Annotated in this window: 16 protein-coding genes and 1 pseudogene; 4 read left to right on the top strand and 13 right to left on the bottom strand. The window is 71.7% G+C overall.

The window, feature by feature from the left end:
* Positions 1-28 precede the first annotated feature (28 nt).
* Both ACIA5G_RS40250 and ACIA5G_RS40245 read left to right on the top strand, forming a co-directional pair.
* Complete coding sequence (locus ACIA5G_RS40250; protein WP_395933167.1) at positions 29-1354, top strand: PLP-dependent aminotransferase family protein; 1326 nt, start codon at positions 29-31, stop codon at positions 1352-1354.
* A 103-nt stretch (positions 1355-1457) separates the two neighbouring features.
* Entirely contained in the window at positions 1458-4700 is a 3243-nt protein-coding gene (locus ACIA5G_RS40245; RefSeq protein ID WP_395933165.1) for a GH92 family glycosyl hydrolase, read from the top strand.
* Here ACIA5G_RS40245 and ACIA5G_RS40240 read toward each other — a convergent pair.
* The 5 genes and pseudogenes from ACIA5G_RS40240 to ACIA5G_RS40220 form a co-directional block, all read right to left on the bottom strand.
* A complete protein-coding gene (locus ACIA5G_RS40240) occupies positions 4687-5658 on the bottom strand; it encodes an RNA polymerase subunit sigma-70 (protein WP_395933789.1) in 972 nt (323 codons plus the stop codon). The genes ACIA5G_RS40245 and ACIA5G_RS40240 overlap by 14 nt on opposite strands.
* Before the next feature lie 3 nt (positions 5659-5661).
* Positions 5662-6075: a DUF4231 domain-containing protein gene (locus tag ACIA5G_RS40235; protein WP_395933787.1), complete on the bottom strand. Its 414-nt coding sequence runs from the start codon at positions 6073-6075 to the stop codon at positions 5662-5664.
* Positions 6076-6235: 160 nt separating this feature from the next.
* Positions 6236-7295: pseudogene (locus ACIA5G_RS40230) on the bottom strand (glycosyltransferase).
* A gap of 118 nt (positions 7296-7413) precedes the next feature.
* Positions 7414-8895, bottom strand: coding sequence for a serine/threonine-protein kinase (locus tag ACIA5G_RS40225; protein WP_395933163.1), 1482 nt, complete (start codon positions 8893-8895; stop codon positions 7414-7416).
* A gap of 137 nt (positions 8896-9032) precedes the next feature.
* Positions 9033-9833, bottom strand: coding sequence for an inositol monophosphatase family protein (locus tag ACIA5G_RS40220; protein ID WP_395933161.1), 801 nt, complete (start codon positions 9831-9833; stop codon positions 9033-9035).
* 28 nt (positions 9834-9861) lie between these two features.
* Between ACIA5G_RS40220 and ACIA5G_RS40215 the strand changes: the two genes are divergently transcribed.
* A complete protein-coding gene (locus ACIA5G_RS40215; RefSeq protein WP_395933159.1) occupies positions 9862-10560 on the top strand; it encodes a creatininase family protein in 699 nt (232 codons plus the stop codon).
* Here ACIA5G_RS40215 and ribA read toward each other — a convergent pair.
* The 6 genes from ribA to ACIA5G_RS40185 are packed head-to-tail and all read right to left on the bottom strand — an operon-like array spanning position 10549 to position 15493.
* The gene (ribA, locus tag ACIA5G_RS40210) at positions 10549-11199 is read right to left on the bottom strand and encodes a GTP cyclohydrolase II (protein WP_395933157.1); all 651 of its coding nucleotides are present in this window, start codon (positions 11197-11199) and stop codon (positions 10549-10551) included. The genes ACIA5G_RS40215 and ribA overlap by 12 nt on opposite strands.
* The gene (locus tag ACIA5G_RS40205) at positions 11196-12215 is read right to left on the bottom strand and encodes a YbhN family protein (RefSeq protein WP_395933155.1); all 1020 of its coding nucleotides are present in this window, start codon (positions 12213-12215) and stop codon (positions 11196-11198) included. The genes ribA and ACIA5G_RS40205 overlap by 4 nt, the downstream gene beginning before the upstream one ends.
* Positions 12212-13039: a methyltransferase domain-containing protein gene (locus ACIA5G_RS40200; RefSeq protein ID WP_395933153.1), complete on the bottom strand. Its 828-nt coding sequence runs from the start codon at positions 13037-13039 to the stop codon at positions 12212-12214. Before ACIA5G_RS40200 ends, ACIA5G_RS40205 begins: the two co-directional genes overlap by 4 nt.
* Positions 13036-14103, bottom strand: a complete 1068-nt coding sequence (locus ACIA5G_RS40195) for a glycosyltransferase family 4 protein (protein WP_395933151.1) — start codon at positions 14101-14103, stop codon at positions 13036-13038. The genes ACIA5G_RS40200 and ACIA5G_RS40195 overlap by 4 nt, the downstream gene beginning before the upstream one ends.
* Positions 14100-14498: a 6-pyruvoyl trahydropterin synthase family protein gene (locus tag ACIA5G_RS40190; protein ID WP_395933149.1), complete on the bottom strand. Its 399-nt coding sequence runs from the start codon at positions 14496-14498 to the stop codon at positions 14100-14102. Before ACIA5G_RS40190 ends, ACIA5G_RS40195 begins: the two co-directional genes overlap by 4 nt.
* Positions 14499-14530: 32 nt before the next feature.
* Positions 14531-15493 carry a zinc-binding alcohol dehydrogenase gene (locus ACIA5G_RS40185; RefSeq protein WP_395933147.1) on the bottom strand — a complete coding sequence of 321 codons (963 nt, stop codon included), beginning with the start codon at positions 15491-15493 and terminating at the stop codon, positions 14531-14533.
* A 78-nt stretch (positions 15494-15571) separates the two neighbouring features.
* On the opposite strand from ACIA5G_RS40185, the gene ACIA5G_RS40180 reads away from it, so the two are divergent.
* Positions 15572-16345 carry a CDP-alcohol phosphatidyltransferase family protein gene (locus ACIA5G_RS40180; protein ID WP_395933144.1) on the top strand — a complete coding sequence of 258 codons (774 nt, stop codon included), beginning with the start codon at positions 15572-15574 and terminating at the stop codon, positions 16343-16345.
* A 75-nt stretch (positions 16346-16420) separates the two neighbouring features.
* Here ACIA5G_RS40180 and ligD read toward each other — a convergent pair whose 3' ends face one another.
* Together ligD and ACIA5G_RS40170 are read right to left on the bottom strand one after the other, a co-directional pair.
* Positions 16421-17377, bottom strand: a complete 957-nt coding sequence (gene ligD, locus ACIA5G_RS40175) for a non-homologous end-joining DNA ligase (protein WP_395933142.1) — start codon at positions 17375-17377, stop codon at positions 16421-16423.
* A 38-nt stretch (positions 17378-17415) separates the two neighbouring features.
* Entirely contained in the window at positions 17416-18990 is a 1575-nt protein-coding gene (locus ACIA5G_RS40170) for a hypothetical protein (RefSeq protein WP_395933140.1), read from the bottom strand.
* Positions 18991-19008 lie beyond the last annotated feature (18 nt).

Genomic DNA, 19008 nt, shown 5'->3' with positions numbered 1-19008 from the left:
AATCGGTTCGGTACTACAGTCCAATTCTGTGACTGGATCACAGACCAATTGGGGTGTCCTGCTCGAACTGACCGGCCCGGGACCACGGCACGAGCGACTCGCACGCGCCCTCCGCAAGGCCATCCGGGACGGCGTGCTCGAGGACGGTGTCGCCGTGCCGCCCAGCCGTCAGCTCGCTGCTGATCTCGGGTGCTCGCGGTGGGTCGTCACCCAGGCCTACTCGCAGCTCGTCGCCGAGGGGTACCTCGCCGGACGGACCGGGTCGGCCACGCGCGTGCGCCAAATCGCAAGCGAGACGCCGCCGAAAGCCCTCGCGAAGAAGGAGTCTCCGCCGCGGTACGACCTCGCTCCCGGCCTCCCCGACCTGCGGCACTTCCCCCGGCAGCAGTGGGCCGACGCCGTGCGCGGGGTCCTCGCCACCGCACCGCACACCGACCTCGGCCTCCCCGCGCCGCACGGCCACCCCCGGCTCCGCAGGACCCTCGCCGGATACCTGCGACGGGTGCGGGGCGCGGAGACGGACGACGTCCGGATCTGCACCGGTGTCACCGACGGCGTGACCCGCGTGTGCCGCACCCTCAGGCAGAACGGCATCACGCGGCTCGCGGTCGAAGATCCCGGGTGGAGGCGGTTGTGGCGGGCCGCCGAGGCCGCCGGGATGGCGATCGACCCCGTGCCGGTCGACAACCACGGAATCCGGGTCGACGGCATCCCCGCCGGGACACGGGCCGTGCTGGTGACACCCGCGCACCAGTTCCCCACCGGCGCCGTTCTCTCGCCGCTCCGCCGCGCCGAGCTGCTGACCTGGGCGAACGACGTTGATGGGCTCATCCTCGAAGACGACTACGACGCCGAGTTCCGGTACGACCGAAGGCCCGTCGGCACGGTTCAGGGCGTGGCGCCGGCGCGAGTTGTGCTGTTCGGGTCGGTCAGCAAGACACTCAGTCCGGCGCTCGGGCTCGGCTGGGTCGCGATCCCTCCACAGTGGACACTGACGGAGCCGGCCCCGCCGGTGCCGGACCAGCTCGCGCTGGCGCACTTCGTCGAGGGCGGCGGGTACGACCGGCACCTGCGCGCGGCGCGGCTGCGGTACCGGGCGCGGCGCGACCGGCTCGTCGAAGCGCTCGGACCGGCGCGGATCTCCGGCGCGGCGGCCGGGCTGCACCTCGTCCTGCACCTGGACCGCGACGCGGCCGAGGTGACGAAGGAAGCACTCATAAAGGGCGTCAAGGTCGCCGATCTTGACGACTACCGCGGGGCGCCCGGCGCGCCCGCGCTCGTCCTCGGCTATGGCAACCTCGCCGACAACGCTGTCGAGACCGCTGCCCGGTTGCTGCGCGAAGCGGCCGGTTGAGGGCTTCTCAAAGCCGCGTCGAGGTGGAAAGCTGCTCACCGAACCGAGGGCCTGACCGAAGGTCCGCTTCTGACAACGTTGTCATCTCCTGGGAGGTGCGCCCATGTGGTCGCAGAGCAGACGGTTGGCCGCCGCGGTGGCCGTGGGGGTGGTGGTGGCCGGCCTGGCGCCCGCCGTGGCGCAGGCCGCGCCTGCACCAGTGGATCCGGTGGGCCTCGTCAACCCCTTCGTCGGCACGCAGAACTTCGGCAACACCTTCCCCGGCGCGAGCGCGCCGTTCGGAATGGTGCAGGTCAGCCCGGACACCGGCGGGCAGGGCGGCTACGACTACCTGCAGAACGCGATCTACGGCTTCAGCCAGACGCACCTGTCCGGCGTCGGCTGCGGTGTGATGGGTGAGCTGCCGATCATGCCGACCACCGGGGCCGTCGACAACGTTGACAAAGACGCTTACAAGTCCGGGTACAGCCACGACGACGAGCACGCCGAGCCCGGCTACTACCGCGTCGGCCTCAAGAAGTACGGCGTCAATGCCGAGCTGACGGCGACCGCGCGCACCGGCTGGCAGCGCTACACCTTCCCCTCGACCGGGCAGGCGAACGTCCTGTTCAACACCGGCCAGGCGAACCAGTCCGTCAAGGACTCCGAAATCCACGTCATCGGCGACCGGACGCTCGAAGGGCGGGTCAAAGCCGGCGGGTTCTGCGCCGGGCACGACGAGCACACCGTCTACTTCACCGCCACCTTCGACCGTCCGTTCAGCTCCTACGGCACGTGGCGCGGCTCGACGCGCACGCCCGACAGCCGCGACGCCGCGGGCACCGGCGGCAACGGCGCCTGGGCCAGCTTCGACGCCACCACCGACCACGACGTCGTCCTCAAGGTCGGCCTGTCCTACACCGGGCTCGACGGCGCGCGGAAGAACCTGGCGGCGGAAACACAGAGCAGTTACGACTTCGACGCCACCCGCGCGGCGCTGCACCAGCAGTGGGCCGACCGGCTCGGCGCGATCAAGATCGGCGGCGGCACCACCGAGCGGCAGACGGCGTTCTACACCGCGCTCTACCACTCGCAGCTGCACCCGAACCTCGCCGGCGACACCGACGGCGCGTACACCGGCTTCGACGGCAAGGTGCACACCGCGAGTGGGTACACGCCGTACCAGAACTTCTCGCTCTGGGACACCTACCGGCCGCAGAACCAGCTGCTCGAAATGCTCGAACCGCAGGTCGCGCGGGACGTCGCGCTGTCGGTTGTCGCGATCGGACGTGACGGCGGGTGGCTGCCGCGCTGGGCATTGGCCGAGAGCGAAACCAACATCATGACCGGCGACCCGGTGACGCCGTTCCTCGTCGAAGCGTGGTCGAAGGGGCTGCTCGCGGGGCACGAGGAAGAGGCGTACGCGCTGCTCAAGAAGAACGCGACGAGCACGCCGCCCGCCGATTCGCCGTACAACGGGCGGTCCGGCGTCAACTACTACAACGACCGCGGGTACATCCCGAGCGGACTGGAGCTCGGCAAGGACTGCGCGGCCAAGGGCGGCGACAACGACTGCGAGCACCCCGCGTCCGCGACCATGGAGTACTCGGCGGCCGACGCCGCGCTGGCGTTGATGGCGAAGGGGCTGAACCACCAAGCCGACGCGCGGATGTTCGCCGACCGCGGCCAGTGGTACAAGAACCTCTGGGACTCCTCGACGCAGCAGTTCCGGCCACGCACCACCGAGGGCACCTTCCTCACGCCGTACAACCCGGTCGACGCCGACCACCAGTTCCACGAAGGCGGCGCCTACCAGTACCAGTGGCTCGTGCCGCAGGATCCGGCCGGGCTCGTCTCGCTGATGGGTGGCAAGCCCGCGACGCAGAAGCGGCTCGACTCCTTCTTCGCCTACGACAACCTGCTGAAGGACCCGGCCGGCACCGCGCGCAACGACTGGATCTCCAGCCCGTACGACTACTACGGCAAGGCGACGTACAACCCGAACAACGAGCCCGACCTGCTCGCGCCGTACATGTACAACTGGGTCGGCGCGCCGGCGAAGACCGCGACCGTCGTCCGCGCGGCGATGACGCTGTTCACCACCGGCCCGGACGGCATGACCGGCAACGACGACCTCGGCACGATGTCCGCTTGGTACGTCTTCTCGTCGCTCGGGCTGTACCCGACGATGAGCGGCGCGAACTTCCTCGCGCTGTCGAGCCCGCAGTTCGAGTCGGCGACCGTCCGGATCGGACAGTACGGCCGGTCGCAGGGCGGCACGCTCACGGTGAACGCGCCGGGAGCGAGTGACACCAACCGGTACGTCCAGAGCGTGTCGCTCAACGGCCGCGACGTCCGGCAGACGTCCCTGGACTGGGCCGCGATCGCGCACGGCGGGACGCTGAACCACAAGCTCGGCTCGAAGCCGTCTTCGTGGGGTACCGGCTCTGAACCGCCCTCGGTGAACAACGCCGTCGGCGACCTGCGGCGGCACGTCGACGCGTCGCTGCGGCAGACGTCCGTGGTGATTCCTTCCGGCGCGGCGCAGCAGGTGCACCTCGACCTGGACGTCCTCGCGCAGAACCCGCTGCTGCAGCCGGTGACGATCTCCGCGACCGCGCCGGCCGGGTGGAAGGCGAAGGTCCAGCCGGTCCAGGTGATCTGGTCCGGGCGGCTGCCGGTGCAGAAGACGGTGCCGATCACGGTGTCGGTGCCGGCGAACGCTGCCGCCGGGACGTATCCGGTGCAGGTCAAGGTGGCCGGCCTGGGTGCGAACACCGTCACGAAGTCGGTGACGATCGAGGTGCGGACGCCGTCGGCGTGTGTCTCGTCCGGGGCGCAGTGCGCGGTCGACCTCGGCCGCGACTACAACCACGACGGCACGGCGACGGTCGCCGCGTCGTCGGAAGGCAACTTCGACGGCGGCGGCTGGAGCTACGACGCTTCGCTGCTACCGGCGACGGGCCCCGTGACCTGGGACGGCGTCACGTACTCGGCACCGGATGCTTCGGGCACCGCGGCGAACTTCGTCGAGGCGCGAGGGCAGTCGCTGCTGCTCCCGGCGGGGCAGCACACGGCGCTGCGGCTGGTCGGGTCGTCGCACAACGGGCCGGTGTCGACCACGCTGACGGCGCACTACACCGACGGCACCAGCGCCGACGTCGCCGTGACGTTCGGCGACTGGGCCGGCTCAGGTAGTCCGGTTGTGCTCGAGATGCCGCACCGCATCAAGGCGGGCAGCGGTGTCGACGGGCCGCCGGTGCGGCTGTTCGGGGTCTCGGCCGCGGTGGACGGGGCCAAGACGCTGCAGTCGGTGAGCCTGCCGAACGACCCGCGGGTCGAGATCTACGCGCTCACCCTGGCGTGACGGTTCGGTTCGCCGGGTCCGTCCCGGCGAACCGTTCCACCAGGTCAGGGAAGCCGAAGACGGTGATCCGCGCGATGCCGCCGATGCCGGTCGTCAGGACGGCAATTCCGTACGGCTCGCCGCGGTAACGGGTGATCGCCGCCGGCTGGCCGTTTGCGCTGGTCGGTGTCATGTGCCACTCGCCCGGGTTGCCCATGACCTGTCGAAGGAACGCGACGCACGTGCGGCGACCGGCGAACCACGTCCGCGACGGCACCGGCTCGATCACCGCGTCCTCGCGCAGGACCTGCTCCAGCGCCGCCAGGTCCGAATTCATGAACGCACTCATGTAGCGGTCGAGGAGTTCACGCTGCTCCGGCTCGGTCAGCTCACCGACCGCCGGAGCCTCGCCGAGAGTTGCGCGGGCGCGTTGGAGGGTGCTCTTCACCGCCGCGACCGTCGTGCCGAGCATCTCCGCGACCTCCGCCGCCGGGAACGCCAGGACTTCGCGCAGGATCAGTACCGCTCGCTGCCGGGGCGGGAGCAGTTGCAGGCCGGCGATCAGGGCCAGCCGGACGCCGTCGCGGGCCACGGCGATCACTGCCGGGTCGTCGGAATCGGGCGTGACCAGGGCGTCCGGGATCGGGCGCGGCCAGGCGTCGCCCGGTTCGGCTGGGATCGGCGGGGCGTCCGGGTCGGTTGACGGCGCGCCCAGGCCGGACGGCATCGGGCGCCGTCCTCGCTGCTCAAGAGCCGTGAGGCAGGCGTTCGTCGCGATCCGGTAGAGCCACGAGCGCACCGACGCGCGGCCCTCGAAACGGTCGTACGCCCGCCACGCGCGCAGGTACGTCTCCTGGACGACGTCCTCGGCCTCGTCGGGCGTGCCGAGCATGCGGTAGCAGTGCGCGAGCAGCTCACGCCGGTACGGCTCGAAATCCACGGTCACCCTCCTTCGACCGGCACGGGAGGCAAAAGGAATCGGTCAGGCCCGGACTTCCGGTGACTGCGGCGGGCGGTCGAGCTTGCGGAACTCGACCCACTGGCGGCTGGCGTCGGCCCAGGTCGTCTGGTGCCGGTCGAAGAACTCCTCGAGCCGCTCGCGGCTCAACTCGGTCGTCGGCGTGGCGACGAGGTAGTAGTCCATCTCGTCGCGGATGCGGTTGAGGTTGTAGCGGGTCTCCTCCATCAGCACCCAGCGCGATCGCCAGTTGAAGAACGTTTCGAGCCCGCCGAGCACCGTCACCAGCGCGACCATCGGCAGCGCGATCGACGCCCGGCCCGGGATCTCCGGGATCCCCAGCACCACGGTCGACGCCGCGGTCAGCAGCAAAGCGGAAACCCGCACGACCGACGCGCGCCGCCGGAACCGGCGCTTGCGGGTGTCGGCCCAGTCCATGTCGGCCGAAACCAGGTCGCGGAAGCCCAGGAGCTGGTCGCGCAGCGGGCGGTCCGGGTCGCGGCCGGCGACTTCGAGGAGCCCGCGTTCGGAGTCGAGGTGGTGGTCGGACCGCGGTGACTGGGACGCCATCCGGCCAGACTGCCAGCCCGGGCAAGCGTCAGGCGACGATGCGTGGCTCCGACGCCAGCCGCGAAAGCACGTGCGTCAGCCGGCGCGCCGCGACGTCCCACTCCTCCAGAGCGCTGCCGCGACCGAGCGCCGCCGTGCGCAGGGAGCGGCGCAGCTCCGGGGTCGGCGTACCAGCGGTGCAGTGCGTCGGCGAGGCCGAACGGGTCGTCCGGTTCGACGAGCAGCCCCGGCACCTCGCCGTCCGCGTCGACACCGAGGGCGTCGTAGACCCCGCCGACCTCGGTGGCCAGCACCGGGATGCCCCGGGCGAGCGCCTGCGCGACGAACATCCCGGGCGTCGCCGCGCGCGCCGGGACGACCAGCAGGTCCGCCGCGTTGTAGGCCGCGCCGAGGTCCACCTGGTCGCCGGCGAGGGTGATGCGGCCGCCGAGGCCGAGCCGTTCGATCGACCAGCGGAGCTCGCCGACGTACGCCGGGTCCACCTCCAGCGACCCGGCGAAGACGCAGGACAGCGCGAGGTGGTCGATCTCGCCGAGGGCCTGGACCAGCAGGTCGTGGCCGTTGCGGCGGGTGACGTCACCGACGCACAGCAGCCGGGACACCCCGTCCGCGCCGGCCGCGAGGGGCGCCGCGTCGGTGCCGGGTCTGGCCACGTAGACGCGGCCCGGGTCCAGGTCGTGGCGGTCGATCAGCAGCCGGGCCAGCCAGGGGCTGGTCGCGACGACCATGCCGGCCATCCGCAAGGTTTCCCGCTCACACGCGTCCAGCTCCACGACGCGTGCCGGGTCGAGGCCGGGCTCGTCGGCGAGGGCCTGGTGCACCAGCACCGCCAGCCGCAGCCGGCGCGCGTGCGGGACGACGATCTCGGGCACCCCGGAGGCGACCATGCCGTCGAGCAGCACCACGGTGCGGTCCGGCAGGGCGGCCAAGGATCGGGCGAGGCGGCGCCGGGACGTCGCGTCGGGGTTCGGCCAGTCACCGGCGACCGGCAGCTCCAGCACCGGCTGCCCGACGGCGGGCAGGTTCTGGCACATCCGCTTGTCGTAGGTGTCGCTGCCCGGCGGCGCGGCCGGGAGGATGAACACCATCGGGTCGGCGGGCCTCATCGCGAACGCCGGAGCAGGGTGGGAACGGACACGGCTACCTCCAGCGCGGGTCGACGGCGGTGACGGCTCATACGTCACACGCAGCCGGACGCGGGAAGGTTCAGTTCTGGGCGTCGATCTTCCAGACGCCGCCTTCCTGGACCATCGTGAAGGTGTCGTTCTCGGCGTTGCCGCCGTCGTAGACGACGTGCGCCGTGACGCGGCCGGGCCCGATCTCCTTGACGTTGCTCGGCGTCACCGACTTGTACCGGGACCAGAAGCTCCGGTACGACTCGTACGTCTGGTTGCGTGACGCCTTGAACTTCGCGGTGAGCAGGTTCCACGCCTCGGCAGGGTTACCCGGCAGCAACGCGTAGTAAGCGGACAACGCGTCGGCCGCCGTCTTCGCGGACGCCACGGTCGAGACCGTCGGCGAGGTGGGCGGGGCCGACGTCGCCGAAGACGGCGAAGCAGACGGGGACGGGGACGGGGACGGCGACGGCGAGGGAGTGGCGGAAGCCGAAGTGGACGGCGCGGGCGACGCCGGCGGGGCGGCGTTGTCCTGCGGAGGTCTCTGGCGCACGATCAGCAAGATCGCCACGACAACGCCGACGCACAGCAGCGCCGCGCCGGCCCCGACGGCGATCAGGCCCTTGCGCGCGCCCGGCGACACCGCGCCGACCTCGCCCGTGGGCACGGTGACCGCGGCCGGCACGGTCGGCGTCAGCACCGGCGCCACCTCGGCGTCCGGGACCGTCTCCGCGAGCACCGACGCGCCCGGCTCCGCGTCCGGCAGCAGCACCCGCAGCTCCCGCTCGACCTCGTCCATCGACGGCCGCTCGGCCGGGTCGCTGTCGAGCATCCGCAGCAGCAGCGGGGTCAGCCGCTCGGCCTTGGTGGGTGGCTCGATCTCCCCGCTGGACGCCTTGTAGAGCAAGGCGATCGGGTTGTCCGCCGTGCCGTACGGCGGCTGGCCCTCGACGGCGGCGTACAGCGTCGCGCCGAGCGAGAAGACGTCGGCGGCGAAGTCGGCGTCCTCACCGCGGGCCACTTCGGGCGCGAGGTAGGCGGGCGTGCCGGCGATCTCCCCGGTGGCGGTGAGCTTGACGTCACCGATCGCGCGGGAGATGCCGAAGTCGGTGATCTTCGCCGTGCCGTCGTCGGAAACCAGGATGTTCGCGGGCTTCACGTCGCGATGCACGATCCCGACGCGGTGCGCGCCGGCCAGCGCCGAGCTGATCTGCGCGCCGACGCGGATGGCGTCGTCGACCGACGCGGGCTCGTCCTTGATCTGGACGGCGAAACTCTTCGACGGCAGGTATTCCATGATCAACCACGGCCGGTCCTCCTCCTCGAGGACGGCGAACACGGTGATCGCGTGGGAATGCTGCAGCCGGGCGGCGATCCGCGCCTCGCGCATCGCGCGGTTCTTCGCTTCTTCGGTGCGGTGCTCGTCGTGGTCGTGCGGCAGCAGGAGTTCCTTGATCGCCACGGTGCGGTCGAGCCGTTCGTCCTGCGCGCGCCACACCGTGCCCATCGCACCGCCGCCGATCGGCTCGATCAGCCGGTACCGATCGCGGATCCGGCGACTTTCCACGAGCATCCACCATTCTCCGAGCGGCCGACGAGATCCGGTCAGCATGCCAGGCTCACGCGCCGACCGGTACCAACGTAACCGAAAACCTTGCGCGGACAGCGCAATCGCGCGCTGTGGCGCCGCCCACCGTGTACCCGCAAAGCTTAACGAACAACCCCATGGGCACGATCAAGTGCGTCCACGATCTCCTTGCGCAGCCCGGCGCCGACGGCGATCGTCGCAGCCGAACGGACCGTGTGCTCGCTGCCGTCGCGGTCGACGACGACACCGCCGGCCTCGCGCACGAGCAGCACACCGGCCATCGTGTCCCACGGTTTGTTGGCCAGGATCAGTGCGGCGTCGAGCTTTCCGTCCGCCACCCAGGCGAGGTCGACCGCCGCGCTGCCGTACATCCGGATCTTCTGCGCCCGCGCGCCGAGGTCCGAAAGGAGCACCAGCCGCGCGCGGTTCTTCTCGTCGGCGAGCTCCCCGATCGCGAAGTCGCCGACGGCGATCATCGCGTCGGAAATCTCCGTCGCCGTCGAAGCACCGATCCGCTCTCCGTTCGCGAAGGCGCCTTCGCCGCGCGAAGCGGTGTACGTGACGCCGAGGTGCGGCAGCGTGATCACGGCGACCGTGCTGTGTTCGCCGTCCACCAGCGCCAGGGAAATCCCGCAGAGCGGAATTCCGCGGGCGAAGTTCGCGGTCCCGTCGATCGGGTCGAGGGCCCACCAGCGCTCGCCGCCGTCCCCGCTGCGGCCGCGCTCCTCGCCGAGGATCCCGATCTCCGGCGTCTCGGCGGCGAGGAACTCCCGCAGCGCGTCCTCGACCGCCATGTCGACGTCGGTCACCAGGTCGCGATCGCCTTTTGCGGAAACGGAAAACGTCGGGCGCGACCGGACGACGGCAGTCGCCTTCGCCACGGCTTCGCGCGCGACGTCCAGGAGTGCGGCATGCTCGCTCATGCCACCAACATAGAGAAGGGACGCGCCGATGACCGATCTCTTCCCGCTCGCCACCACCGGTGACGTGCAGGAGCGGCCGGCCCGGGTCGCGGTGCTGCCGGTCGGCAGCTTCGAGCAGCACGGCGCGCACCTGCCGCTGATCACCGACACGGTCATCGCGGCGACGATCGCCCGGGCCGTCGCCGCCGCCCACCCGGTGCTCCACCTGCCGCCGCTCCCGATCTCCTGCTCGCACGAGCACGCCGCCTGGGCCGGCACGGTGAGCATCTCGGCACGCACGCTGCACGCGGTGGTCACCGACGTCGCGGACTCGCTGCGCGCGTCCGGTGTCGAACGGCTCGTGCTGGTCAACGCGCACGGCGGCAACTACGTACTGTCCAATGTGGTCCAAGAGAGCGCCGGCGGGATGGCGCTGTTCCCCGGCGTCGCCGACTGGCAGGCGGCGCACACCGCGGCCGGCCTGCGGACATCGCTGGACGACGACATGCACGCGGGTGAGCTGGAGACGTCGATCCTGCTGCACGCGCACCCGCACCTGGTCCGGCCCGGCCACGAGACGGCCGACCACGTCACCGACCGGGAGCACCTGCTGACGCTGGGCTTGCGGGCGTACACGGAGTCGGGGGTGGTCGGCCGGCCGTCGCTGGCGAGCGCGGCGAAGGGGCACGTCGTGCTGGACACGCTGGTCCGGCGCTTCGCCGGTGTCCTCGAGGCCTTAGGCGCCTGAGAACGCCTGGCCCAGGTGCGGCAGCAGGTGGTCCATCCGCTCGGCCTTCGTCCGCAGGTACCGCAGGCTCTCCGGATTCGGCGGAACCAGCAGCGGAACCTGTTCGCTGATCCGGATTCCGTAGCGGGTGAGCTGTTCGACCTTCTGCGGGTTGTTCGACAGCAGCCGCACCGAGCGGACGCCGAGGTCCTGCAGGATGCCGGCCGCCGCGTGGTAGTCGCGGGCGTCGATCGGCAGGCCGAGCGCCACGTTCGCGTCCACTGTGTCGAGGCCCTCGTCCTGCAGGCGCATCGCCTTGAGCTTGGCGAGCAGGCCGATGCCGCGGCCCTCGTGGCCCTGGACGTAGACCAGCACGCCCGAACCCTCTTCGACGATCCGGTCCAGCGCGGCCGCCAGCTGCTCGCCGCACTCGCAGTGCGTCGAGGCGAAAACGTCACCGGTGAGGCACTCGCTGTGCACGCGGGTCAGCGTGCCCAGCTCGGCGATCTCGCCGTAGACCAGCGCGACCTGCTCGGTGCCGCTGCGGTCGAGGTAGCCGACCGCGCGGAAGAGGCCGTGCCGGGTCGGCAGCCGGGTCTCGACGACCCGCTCGACCACGGGCCGGTGCGGCAGGTCCCCGACGACTTCGCTTGCGGTCATGATTTGATCCCCATCTCCGATTCGATCCCGGTGTCCGCCGCGGTGCGCGGAGCAGGCAGGACACCGGTGTGCGGAGCGCGGGTCACGCGGAACCCGGCGACGCTCCGGACGAGCAGGACACCGGCGCCGGGCAGGCTCGCGACGAGCGTGAGCACGCCGTAGACCACGGCGACGGTGACACCTTGGGCGGCTCCCAGACCGGCCGCGCCGAAGAGCAGGGCGCAGACGCCCTCGCGCGGGCCGAAGCCGCCGACGTTGAGCGGGAGACCCATCGCGAGCAGCGCGAGGATCATCAGGGGCAGCAGCTGCCCGACCGGCGCGTCGACCCCGGCGACCCGGGCGGCGACGACGAACAGCGCCAGGTGCCCGGCCAGCGTCGCGGCCGACAGGAAGCCCACGGCGGGCCACGTCTCACGGCTGAACAGGCCGAGCCGCAGGTCGGCGAGGGTGACGGCAAAACCGCGGCGCCACTTCGAGCCGCTGTGGATCCACCGGCCGCCGAACAGCCGGCCGGCGACGAAGGCGGCGACGGCGACCAGCACGACGACCACGCCGGCGATGGTCACGACCTCGCGGAACGCGTCCGGCACGACCCCCGGCCACCCCAGCACGACGGTGACCGCGGACGCGATCAGCACGATCTGCCCGGCGGTGCGCTCCAGGACGACGGCGCGCACGCCGCGCGGCACGTCACCCGAGTCGCGGCCGTGCTGCACCGCGCGGTGGACGTCACCGAGGACGCCCGCGGGCAGCACGCCGTTGAGGAACAGCGCGCGGTAGTAGTCGGCGACCGCGGTGGGCAGCAAAAGCTTCAGGCCGAGCCGCGTGGCGACGATCTGCCAGCGGCCCGCGCTGAACAGCGTCGTCGCGAAGCCGATGCCGAGCGCGGCCAGCACGCCGGCGGTGTTGATCCGGCCGAGGCCGTCGAGGAAGGCGTCGCTGCCGAGCTGCCAGACGAGGACGGCGAGGATGCCGACCGCGCCGAGGATGCGCAGCCAGGCCAGTGCGCGCTTCACGCCGCCACCTCCAGGCTCGGCGGCAGGACCAGCAGGTCGCCGTGGTGGATCACCGCGTGCAGCTCGCCGGCCCGGGCCATCTCGAGCCGCCGCTGCAGGTAGACGTCGGCGGCCGGGCGCAGCTCCGGCAGCTGCTCGACCGCGGCGCCGACCCAGCCCTCGAGCCACTGCCGCTGCAGCTCGGCCTGGTCGGGCCCGAGCCGCCAGGCGCTCTCGGCGCGGACAACCGTGGCGCCGAGCCGGCCGAACGCGGTCGCGGCGACGTCGACCGCAGTGGGGCCGAGCAGCCGCCGGCCATCGGTGAGCCGGCGCTGGTGGGCGTTGAACGAAGAGGAGAGCGCCGGGTCCAGCGGGTCGGCGGGCGAGAGCTCCACCCGGCCGGTGACCGAGAGCATCAGCAGCGCCGCGCAGCCCGCTTCGACGACGGCCTTGGCGAGCGCCGTGACCTCATCCTTGGTCAGCAGGTCGAGCAGCGCGGACGCGGTGACCAGCGACGTCCCGGCGAGGTCGCCGGCGCGCAGCGAGGTGACGTCCCGCTGCTCGGCGACCACGGCGACCGGGCTGCCGTCGAGCGCGGTCGCCGGCAGGCTGGTGCGGGCGCGGGTGAGCAGGTCCGCGTCCTCGTCGTGCAGGATCCAGCGCTGGGCGCCGGGCAGCCGGGCGGCCAGCCAGCGGCCGAGCGAGCCGGTGCCGCAGCCGAGGTCGCGGATCACCAGATCGCCGTCCGGCAGGTTCTCGCGCAGCGTGTTGACGAGTTCGGTGGCGCGGGCTGCGGCATCGGCCGGCTCCCGCAGGTACAGCCAGTCCGGCGCGAACGCGGTCATGCCGCCGCCTCCTGCCGCTGCAGGATCTCGGCGATCCGGCGGGCGGTGTCGTCCCAGCCGGTCAGGGTCTCGCGGCGCAGCCTCGCCGACGCGCGCAGCCGCGTCCGCAGGGCCGGGTCGGTCAGCCAGCGGCGCAGGGCCGTGCCGAGCGCGCCGACGTCGTCGCCGGGCACGAGCATCCCGGGCACCGAGCCGTCCGGCGCGACGCCGAGGGTGTCGGGCAATGCGTCGACGTCGGTGGTCAGCACCGGCACGCCGTGGGCGAGGGCTTCGGTGACGACCATGCCGTACGTCTCGGCGCGCGAAGGCAGCACGAACAGGTCGGCGGTGTGGTACGTCGCCGCCAGCGCCGCGCCCGTGCGCGGGCCGGTGAGGGTGAAGCGGGCGCCGAGCCGGTGCTCGCGCAGCCGCTCGACGTACTTGGTCTCACGGCGGATCCCGCCGACACATTCGCAGGTCCAGCGCAGGTCGGCGACGGTTTCGAGCGCCTGGGCGAGCACGCCCTGGCCCTTGCGCGGGGTCACGTTGGCCACGCAGACCAGGCGGGACACACCGTCGGTGCCGATGGCCGGCGGTGCCGGGTCGACACCCGGCGGCACCGCGTGGACGCGGTGCGGGGCGAGGCCGTGGTGGTCGATCAGCCGGCGCGCCGCCCACTCGCTGGTCGCGAGGATCGAGCTCACCGCCCGCAGCGTCTCGCGCTCGCACGCGTCGAGCTCGGCGGCGAGCGCCGGCTTCAGGCCGGTCTCGTCGGCCAGCGGCAGGTGCACCAGCACCGACAGCGAAAGCCGCCGCGCCTGCGGGACGATCACCTCCGGCACCCCGCACGCGACCAGGCCGTCGAGCAGCACCGCCGACCCGGTCGGCAGCGCCGAGAGCAGGTGGCCGAGCACCGCGCGGGCCTCGGTGTCCGGGCGCGGCCAGCTGCCCGAGACGGCGATCTCGTGCACGTCGAGGCCGGCCTCGGCCAGCCCGTCGCACATCCGGCGGTCGTAGGTGTTGCCCCCGCTCGGGACCGACGTGTCGTCGACGTCCCCGGGAAGAACGACGTAGATGCTGTTCACAGCGCACGCTCGTAACTCGCCCAGGCGACGTGCGATTCCTTCAGCGAGACGGTGATGCCTTCGAGGCCGCGCGCGCCTTCGCCGAGGCGTCCGGCGTGGACGGCGTCGGCGAGGCGGTCGGCGATGACCTTCGCGAGGAACTCGGTCGAGGTGTTGATGCCCTTGAACTCCGGCTCGTCGTCGAGGTTGCGGTAGTTCAGGTCGCTCAGCACCGCCCCGAGCTCTTCCGTGGCCTTGCCGATGTCCACGACGATGTTGTCCTCGTCGAGGTCGGTGCGGCGGAAGGTGGCATCCACCACGAAGGTCGCGCCGTGCAGGCGTTGCGCGGGTCCGAAGACTTCTCCGCGGAAGCTGTGGGCGACCATCACGTGGTCACGGACGGTGATGCTGAACACCAAGACCTCCGATGCGTTCGGGGTGGACGTGGTCACTGCGGCTGATACATGACACGGAGGCAGAGGGCGGAAAGTTCATTCGCGGCGAGCCTGGGTAGCACGGACGGAAGATCTTCAAACATGCACTCGCCGCTGACCAGCGCTTCGAACGCCGGATCGGCCAGCAGCTCGAGGGCGACGCCGAGCCGCTGGGCGTAGTCGCGGTCGGGCCGCGCGACCGTCCCGACCTGGCTGCTGCGGATCACCAGCCGTCGTGAATGGAAGTTCTCGCCGAGCGGCACGCTCACCCGCCGGTCGCCGTACCAGGACAGCTCGACGACCTCGCCTTCCGGCGCGAGAAGTTCGAGGGCTCTCGCGAGTCCGGCCTCACTGGCGCTGGCGTGCACCACGAGGTCGCAGCCGGTTCGCGCTGCTTCCGGGGTCGAGAATTCGACGCCGAGGGCTTCGGCGATCTCGGCACGGGCCGGGTCGACGTCGATCAGCTGCACCTGGGTGGCCGGGAAGCCCTGCAGCAGCTTCGCGACACTGCAGCCGACCATGCCGGCGCCGATCACGGCGATCCGGTCACCGAGCCGCGGCCGCGCGTCCCACACGGCGTTCACCGCGGTCTCGACGGTGCCGGCGAGGATCGCGCGGCCGGGCGGGACGGTGTCCGGCACCGGTGTCACGGCGGACGCGGGCACGACGTAGGCCGTCTGGTGCGGGTAGAGGCAGAAAACGGTCCGGCCGGTCAGCTCGGCCGGGCCCTGCTCGACCACCCCGACGTTGAGGTAGCCGTACTTGACGGGCCCCGGGAAGTCACCTTCTTGGAAGGGGGCGCGCATGACGTCGTATTGGCTGGCCGGGACACCGCCGCGGAAGACGAGCGTTTCGGTGCCGCGGGAGACGCCGGAGCACAGCGTCCGGACGAGCACTTCGTCCGGACCCGGGTCACGCAGTGTCACGAACCGAAGCGCGCCTTCGTCCGGACTTTGAACCCAGAAGGCCTGTTCCACGTGTTCTCCTCAGCGGGCGACCGGAGGCTGGTATCGCCGCCACCCTATGAGCAACCGTGCCTATTCGCGGAGTAGATGATGATCAAGCACGAACTTCTCCTACGCTCGGCGGTCCCGGCGTGGGTGCTCGTCGCAGGGGCCGTCGCGGGCGGTGTCCTGAGCCCGATCGCCTGGGTGACCGGGCTCGTGTACGGCCTGGCCCTGGTGCTGCTGACGACCTGGGGCCTGCGCCGCAGCGGCCGCCGGGGGTTCGGCCCGGCCGACTGGATCACGTTCGCGCGGGCGACGCTCGTCGGGTGCGCCGCCGAACTGATCGCGGACGGCAGCCGGCCGGCCCTGTGGCTGGTCGGCGTCATCGCCGTCGCGCTGCTCCTGGACGGCGTCGACGGCCAGGTCGCCCGCCGCACCGGCACGGCGTCCGAGTTCGGCGCGCGCTTCGACATGGAGATCGACGCGTTCCTGATCCTGCTGCTGTGCATCGAGGTGTCGGGGGCGGTCGGGCCGTGGGTGCTGGCGATCGGCCTGATGCGGTACGCGTTCGTCGCCGCTTCGTGGGCGATGCCGTGGTTGACCGCGCCGCTGTACCCGAGCATGGCGCGCAAGACGGTGGCGGCCGTCCAGGGTGTGGTGCTCGTGGTCGCGGTGTCCGGTGTGCTGCCGGTGGTGGTCGTGTTCTCGCTGGTGGCGGCCGCTTTGGCGACGCTGGTGTGGTCGTTCGGCCGGGACGTCGTGTGGCTGGCCCGGCAGCGGGTCCGGCAGGCGCCGGGCCGGATCATCGAGCTCGGCCGCGCGACGCTGCGGCGTTCGCTCGGTGAGGGAACTGCCCGGCCCGGGCATAACCAGGCCGCCTAGCCCGGCCAGGCCCAAGCGCCCCAAGGCGGCCTTCGGTGCGTCAGACGCAACCAAGGCCACATTGGGGCGCTGGCGTCAGTCGGACTCGCGCGCCGCCCGGGCCCGTCGTTTGCCCTCGTGCATCGCGACCACCCGGGCGATCGGGATCGTGTGCCCCTCCTCGACCAGGTCCGCCGGCAGCACGAACGGCTCCGGCATCTCCTCGGTCCACGGGTCGCCGGATTCGAGCAACCCCGGCGCCGTGTGCACCGTGAAGTCACCCGGCTTGACGCCGTCGAGGTCGGCCCAGCGGACCGGGAACGACACCGGCATGCCCGGGCGGTGCCGCGGGCTGTAGACCGACACCACCGTCGCGCCACCCGCGCGGGTCGAATCCAGGAAAACCTTGCCCTCACGGCGTTCCTTGACGAACTCCGTCGTCCCCCGCGAAGGGTCGATGCGTTCCGCGCGGGCCGTGAGCGCCCGGGTGGCCGCCGCGATGTCCTCCGTCGACTGGCCGGGCGCCAGCGGCACGAACACGTGGAGCCCCTTCGAGCCGCTGGTCTTCACCGCACCGTCGAGGCCGTCGTTGCGCAACGCCTCGCGCACCAGCTTCGAGGCGTCGATGGCCAGCGAGAACGCGCCGTCTTCGGGCGGGTCGAGGTCGAGGATCAGGTGGGTCGGGCCGTTCTCGGAGGCGCCGCGGTAGAGCGCCGTGTGGTACTCGATCGCCCGCTGGTTGCCGAACCACACCAGCGTGCGGAGGTCGTTGCACAGCGCGTAGGAGACGTCCCGCTTGGACGAGTACGACCACATCGAGACCCGCTCGACCCAGTCCGGTGTGTACTTCGGCAGGTTCTTCTGCATGAACGGCCCCTGCCCGCGCAGCACCCGCAGCACGGTCAGCGGCCGGTCGGTCAGCTCCGGCAGCATCCGGTCGGCGACGGCCTCGAGGTAGTCGAGCAGCTCTCGCTTGGTGACTCCCGCGTCGGGGAAGACCTCCTGGTCGAGACTGCTCAGCTTGACGCCGTGCCGTACTTCGTCGCTGCTCATCGGCCCACCATTGCGCCCCCGCGCGGAGCGGTCAACTCTCAGAAAGGCAGCTGCGAGCGGAGCCGGTCCAGCCAGCGGTCGACGGTGTCCTCGGACCGGGCCGGGTCGTTGACCTGCCGGGCGGCGTCGGCGCGAGCCCGGACGTGCTCGCCGATCGTCGACGCGTACTGCGGCAGCGCGTAGACGTTCTGCCAGTACGCGGTGCGCAACTCGACCGACGCGACCTTCTGGTAACCGGCGGTCGCCGTGGCGAAGTCGAAGCCGTACCGGTTGCCGAAGGGCTCCGGGCCGCTCGCGGTCACCACGATCACGGTCGGCCGGGCCTGCATGACAACCTGCGTCGGGTCGGCGCCGCGGGAGATCTTCGGGTCGTTGAGGCCGATGTAGTCGATCGACTGCCAGCCGCTGTAGTACGGGATCGCGCCGGCGTCGGTGACGGCGAGGCTGCGGGCCGGCGCCGGGACGTCGGCCTCGGCCAGTCCCTTGCCGATCGCGACGTGCGCGCGTTGCAGGTCGGGCCCGTAGTTCGCGATCACGCCGAGGTCGGGTGCGGTCGCGCCGGCGAACGCCGACCAGCCGACCGCCACCACACCGAGGAGCGCGCCGAGCACGCGTGGCGCGAACGTCCCGGCGGCGATCCCGGCGCCCAGGCAGAGGACGGGGATCGCGTGGTCGGCGAAGCGGTCGAGGTAGTCCATGGTCGGGCCGGACACCGCGTACGTCAGGTACGTGACCGCGACGGTGACCACCAGCAGCACACCGATCGCCCGCGTCGCCTTGCGGAACACGAGCGACAGCGTCAGCAGCAGGAGCGGGAGGAGGAGCAACGTCGTGTGCTTCGTCCACGCCCAGCCGGAGTCGAGGTTGCCGAACTTGACGTAGAAGGTGTTCGGCAGCAGCTGGCCGTAGTACTGCCAGCGCCACACGAAGTACGCGGCGCCGACGACCACCGCGCCGCCGCTCCACCACCAGCGCGCGGCCCCACGCTCGCGCCAGAACCACAGCACGAACACCGGCAGCGCGGCCAGCACACCCTCCGGCCGCAGCATGCCGAGCAGGAGCAGCAGCACCGGCGGCTCCCACGTCCGCACCTGCTCACCGGCGAGCACGCGCAGCCCGAGCACGACAACGCGCAGCAGCACCGCGGCGAACGCGGCCGTCTCCAGGCCCGCGGTGATGTGGAAGTAGGTCGGCAGGAACACGACGTACGCGCCCGCGCCGACCAGGACACCGGTGAGCCCGGCGCGCTTGTGGCCTTCGCGGATCAGCAGGTACAGCGTCGCCAGGCCGAGCAGCAGCGACGTCACCTTGGTGAACAGCGGCAGCGCGATGCCGAGCACCGCGCCGAGCCCCGACCAGATCACCCAGGCGAAGTTGGTGAAGCCTTCGACGCGCGGGCCTTCGACGTTCCACACCGGTCCGTGGCCGTCGGCGAGGTTCGCCGAGTAGCGGAAGCTGATGAACGCGTCGTCGATCGTGAAGAACCAGGCCGCCCAGGCGCCGACGAGGAACGCGGCCAGCAGCACCACCGACACGACGATCAGCGGCGCGCGGCGAGCGGACCGGACCGGCGCGGGCTGCTCGGACTCGACGTTCGCCTGGATCGCCGTCATGGAATCCCCTCGGGTGGC

This window comes from Amycolatopsis sp. NPDC051758 (genome assembly GCF_044453095.1).
Lineage (GTDB): Bacteria > Actinomycetota > Actinomycetes > Mycobacteriales > Pseudonocardiaceae > Amycolatopsis.
Note: the sequence above shows the minus strand (reverse complement) of the source record. Positions and strands in the feature narration are given on the sequence as shown.

What these genes read in the sequence shown, in the direction of transcription:
- ACIA5G_RS40245 (WP_395933165.1), top strand. Translation starts at nt 1,458, where the DNA reads ATGTGGTCGCAGAGCAGACGGTTGGCCGCCGCGGTGGCCGTGGGGGTG.
- ACIA5G_RS40170 (WP_395933140.1), bottom strand. Translation starts at nt 18,990, where the DNA reads ATGACGGCGATCCAGGCGAACGTCGAGTCCGAGCAGCCCGCGCCGGTC.
- ACIA5G_RS40200 (WP_395933153.1), bottom strand. Translation starts at nt 13,039, where the DNA reads ATGACCGCGTTCGCGCCGGACTGGCTGTACCTGCGGGAGCCGGCCGAT.
- ACIA5G_RS40215 (WP_395933159.1), top strand. Translation starts at nt 9,862, where the DNA reads ATGACCGATCTCTTCCCGCTCGCCACCACCGGTGACGTGCAGGAGCGG.
- ligD (WP_395933142.1), bottom strand. Translation starts at nt 17,377, where the DNA reads ATGAGCAGCGACGAAGTACGGCACGGCGTCAAGCTGAGCAGTCTCGAC.
- ACIA5G_RS40235 (WP_395933787.1), bottom strand. Translation starts at nt 6,075, where the DNA reads ATGGACTGGGCCGACACCCGCAAGCGCCGGTTCCGGCGGCGCGCGTCG.
- ribA (WP_395933157.1), bottom strand. Translation starts at nt 11,199, where the DNA reads ATGACCGCAAGCGAAGTCGTCGGGGACCTGCCGCACCGGCCCGTGGTC.
- ACIA5G_RS40220 (WP_395933161.1), bottom strand. Translation starts at nt 9,833, where the DNA reads ATGAGCGAGCATGCCGCACTCCTGGACGTCGCGCGCGAAGCCGTGGCG.
- ACIA5G_RS40180 (WP_395933144.1), top strand. Translation starts at nt 15,572, where the DNA reads ATGATCAAGCACGAACTTCTCCTACGCTCGGCGGTCCCGGCGTGGGTG.
- ACIA5G_RS40225 (WP_395933163.1), bottom strand. Translation starts at nt 8,895, where the DNA reads ATGCTCGTGGAAAGTCGCCGGATCCGCGATCGGTACCGGCTGATCGAG.